The 4,034-nt window shown below is 62.8% G+C and carries 5 protein-coding genes; all 5 read left to right on the top strand.

From position 1 onward, the window contains the following. Positions 1–643: DUF1932 domain-containing protein (locus WA702_RS06435; protein ID WP_425109699.1), on the top strand; the 643-nt coding region annotated here is incomplete at its 5' end. Between the two features lie 7 nt (positions 644–650). Then, a complete protein-coding gene (locus WA702_RS06430; protein ID WP_425109698.1) occupies positions 651–1,565 on the top strand; it encodes an amidohydrolase family protein in 915 nt (304 codons plus the stop codon). A 13-nt stretch (positions 1,566–1,578) separates the two neighbouring features. After that, the gene (gene ligA / locus WA702_RS06425) at positions 1,579–1,968 is read left to right on the top strand and encodes a protocatechuate 4,5-dioxygenase subunit alpha (RefSeq protein ID WP_425109697.1); all 390 of its coding nucleotides are present in this window, start codon (positions 1,579–1,581) and stop codon (positions 1,966–1,968) included. Next, positions 1,968–2,822: a class III extradiol dioxygenase subunit beta gene (locus WA702_RS06420; protein ID WP_425109696.1), complete on the top strand. Its 855-nt coding sequence runs from the start codon at positions 1,968–1,970 to the stop codon at positions 2,820–2,822. The genes ligA and WA702_RS06420 overlap by 1 nt, the downstream gene beginning before the upstream one ends. 1 nt (position 2,823) lies before the next feature. Further along, a complete protein-coding gene (locus WA702_RS06415; RefSeq protein WP_425109695.1) occupies positions 2,824–3,783 on the top strand; it encodes a Gfo/Idh/MocA family oxidoreductase in 960 nt (319 codons plus the stop codon). The last annotated feature ends 251 nt before the right edge of the window (positions 3,784–4,034 follow it).

Below are 4,034 nucleotides of genomic sequence, written 5' to 3'. Positions count from 1 at the left end.
CAACCAGGGCACCTGGTTTCTCGATTTCAACTCGGCCTCGCCCGGCGCCAAGCAGCGCGCGGCGGTGCTGATCGACGGGGCCGCGGGGCGGTATGTCGAGGGCGCCGTGATGACCTCGGTGCCGCCTTATCGGATCAAGGTGCCGCTGCTGCTCGGCGGTGCCGGGGCGCGCGAGCTGGCGCCGCTGCTCAACGATCTCGGCTTTGCGGCCAAGCCCGCCAGCGACAAGCTCGGCGTCGCGTCGGCGACCAAGATGTGCCGCAGCATCATGATCAAGGGCATGGAGGCGATGGTGATCGAGGCCTTCACCACCGCGCGCGCCTATGGCGTCGAGGATGCGGTGCTGGCCTCGCTGAAGGAGACCTTTCCCGGCATCGACTGGGAGAAGCAGGGCGCCTATTTCTTCCAGCGCGTGATCGAGCACGGCCGCCGCCGCGCCGAGGAGGTGCGGGAAGTGGCTGAGACGGTGCGCGACGCCGGGCTGACACCGTGGTCGGCGGAGGGCACGGCCGAGCGCCAGGCCTGGGTGGCCGATCTCGCCGATGAAGGTTTGTTCGGCGTCAAGGGCACGAAGGAATTTGCGCGTAGTGTGGACTGGCGCACCGAGGCCGACCGTATCCTCGCGCATGCCAAGAAGAAGTAGGGACGAGATGGAATTTCAAAAGACCCCGGGCTGGCTCGACTGGTATCAAGGCCCGTCCAAGCCGCGTTTCAAGGTGCCGGCCGGCAGCGTTGATGCGCATTGCCACGTGTTCGGCCCCGCCGCCGAGTTTCCGTTCGCGCCCGAGCGCAAATACACGCCGTGCGACGCCTCCAGGCAGCAGCTCTATGCACTGCGCGACCATCTCGGCTTCGCCCGCAACGTGGTGGTGCAGGCCACCTGCCACGGCGCCGATAACAGCGCCATGGTCGATGCGCTGGTGAACTCCGGCGGCAAGGCGCGTGGTGTTGCAACGGTCAAACGCAGCGTCACTGACGCCGAGCTGAAGGCGATGCACGACGCCGGCGTGCGCGGTGTCCGCTTCAATTTCGTCAAGCGGCTGGTCGACTTCACGCCGAAGGACGAGCTGAACGAGATCGCTACCCGGATTGCAAAGCTCGGCTGGCATGTCGTGATCTATTTCGAGGCGGTCGATCTGCCGGAGTTGTGGGACTTCTTCACGACCTTGCCGACCACCGTCGTGGTCGACCACATGGGCCGGCCCAACGTGACCAAGCCGGTCGATGGCCCCGAGTTCGAGCTGTTCGTCAAGTTCATGCGCGAGCATAAGAACGTCTGGTCCAAGGTGAGCTGCCCGGAGCGGCTCTCGGTGAAGGGCCCACCCGCGCTGAACGGCGAGCAGAACGCCTATCGTGACGTGGTGCCGTTCGCGAAGCGTATTGTCGAGACCTTCCCGGATCGCGTGCTGTGGGGCACCGATTGGCCGCATCCGAACCTGAAGGACCACATGCCCGATGATGGGCTGCTGGTCGATTTCATTCCGCATATCGCTGTCACGGCGGACCTGCAGCAGAAGCTCCTGGTCGATAACCCGATGCGGCTCTACTGGCCCGAAGAATCCTAAAAGGAGACGATCGATGTCGCTCGACAAACCCTATATGGACGTTCCCGGCACGACCATCTTCGATGCCGACATGTCGCGCCAGGGCTATCACTTGAACCAGTTCTGCATGTCCTTGATGAAGGCGGAAAACCGCACCCGCTTCAAGGCCAATGAGCGCGCTTATCTCGACGAATGGCCGATGAGCGAGGAGCAGAAGCAGGCGGTGCTCGATCGCGACCTCAACCGCTGCATCGCGCTCGGCGGCAACATCTACTTTCTCGCCAAGATCGGCGCGACCGACGGCAAGAGCTTTCAGCAGATGGCCGGCAGCATGACCGGCATGAGCGAAGAACAATATCGCGACATGATGGTGAAGGGTGGCCGCTCCGTCGAGGGCAACCGCTACACCGGGGAGAAGAAGTAATGGCCCGTATCTCCGCCAGCGTTTACACCTCGCACGTCCCGGCAATCGGCGCCGCGCTCGACCTCGGCAAGACCGGTGAGGATTACTGGAAGCCGGTGTTCGAGGGCTATGAGTTCGCCAAGCAGTGGGAGAAGCAGCAGAAGCCGGACGTCGTGTTCCTGGTCTTCAATGACCACGCCACCGCTTTCAGCCTGGACATGATTCCCACCTTCGCAATCGGCACCGCGGCCGAGTATCAGCCGGCCGACGAGGGCTGGGGGCCCCGCCCGGTGCCGAAGGTGTATGGCCATCCGAAGCTTGCCGCGCACATCGCGCAGTCGGTAATCCAGGACGATTTCGACCTCACCATCGTCAACAAGATGGATGTCGATCACGGCCTCACCGTGCCGCTAAGCCTGGTGTTCGGGCAGGTCGATGAGTGGCCGTGCCCGATCATCCCGTTCGCGGTGAACGTGGTGCAGTATCCGGTGCCGTCAGGCCGCCGCTGCTTCATGCTGGGGCAGGCGATCCGCAAAGCGATCGAGTCCTACGACGAGCCGCTCAACGTGCAGATCTGGGGCACCGGCGGCATGAGCCACCAACTGCAGGGGCCGCGCGCCGGCCTGATCAACCGCGAATGGGACAATGCCTTCCTCGATAAGATCATCAACGATCCGGATGGGCTGTCGAAGATGCCGCATATCGATTACGTGCGCGAAGCCGGCTCCGAGGGCATCGAGCTCGTGATGTGGCTGATCGCGCGCGGCGCGATGAGCGACGTCAATGGCGGCCATAAGCCGAAGGTGCTGCATCGCTTCTACCACGTGCCCGCGAGCAACACCGCGGTCGGCCACCTGGTCCTGGAGAACACCTGATATGGCCAAGTCCATCAAGGTCGCGCTGGCCGGCGCCGGCGCGTTCGGCATCAAGCATCTCGACGGCATCAAGAATATCGATGGCGTCGAGGTGGTGTCGCTGGTCGGCCGCAGGCTGGAGCAGACCAAGGAGGTCGCCGACAAATATGGCATCAAGCATGTCTCGACCGACTTGGCCTCCAGCCTGAAGCTGCCGGAGGTCGATGCCGTCATTCTCTGCACGCCGACCCAGATGCATGCGGCGCAGGCGATCGACTGCCTGAACGCCGGCAAGCATGTCCAGGTCGAGATTCCGCTGGCGGACTCGCTGAAGGATGCGCAGGCGGTGGTCGATCTGCAGAAGAAGACCGGGAAGGTCGCGATGTGCGGCCACACCCGCCGCTTCAACCCCAGCCATCAGTTCGTGCACAAGAAGATCAAGGCCGGTGAATTCAGCATCCAGCAGATGGATGTGCAGACCTTCTTCTTTCGCCGTACCAACATGAACGCGCTGGGCCAGCCGCGGAGCTGGACCGATCATCTGTTGTGGCACCATGCCGCCCACACGGTCGATCTGTTCGCCTATCAGGCCGGATCTCCGATCGTGAAAGCCAACGCCGTACAGGGGCCGATCCGTAAGGATCTCGGCATCGCCATGGACATGTCGATCCAGCTCAAGGCGGCCAATGGCGCGATCTGCACGCTGTCGCTGTCGTTCAACAATGACGGCCCGCTCGGCACCTTCTTCCGCTACATCGGCGACACCGGCACCTATATCGCGCGCTACGACGATCTGGTGAATGGCAAAGAAGAGAAGATCGACGTCTCCAAGGTCGATGTCTCCATGAACGGCATCGAGCTGCAGGACCGCGAGTTCTTCGCCGCGATCCGCGAAGGCCGCGAGCCGAACGCGAGTGTGGCGCAGGTGCTGCCGTGCTACCAGGTGCTGCACGATCTGGATCGGCAGCTGGCGCAAGGCTGAGCTGTTCGTTGCGAGAAGAGTAGGGTGGGCAAAGCGTCAGCGTGCCCACCATTGACCGCCGCGACGACGAAAGGCGGTGGGCACGGCGCGTTGCGCCTTTGCGCACCCTACCGTTGATCATCGGCCGTCATTGCGAGGAGCGAAGCGACGGGGCTGTCAGGAAATAGACAGAAACGAGAACAAGTTTCGTAACAGATCGAGTCTGAAACCGAATCGAAGCAAGAACCTTGTTCACGTTTTTGTCTAAAAAC

The sequence above is a fragment of the Bradyrhizobium sp. genome, assembly GCF_049798375.1.
In the GTDB taxonomy this organism is placed as follows: Bacteria; Pseudomonadota; Alphaproteobacteria; order Rhizobiales; family Xanthobacteraceae; genus Bradyrhizobium.
Note: the sequence above shows the minus strand (reverse complement) of the source record. Positions and strands in the feature narration are given on the sequence as shown.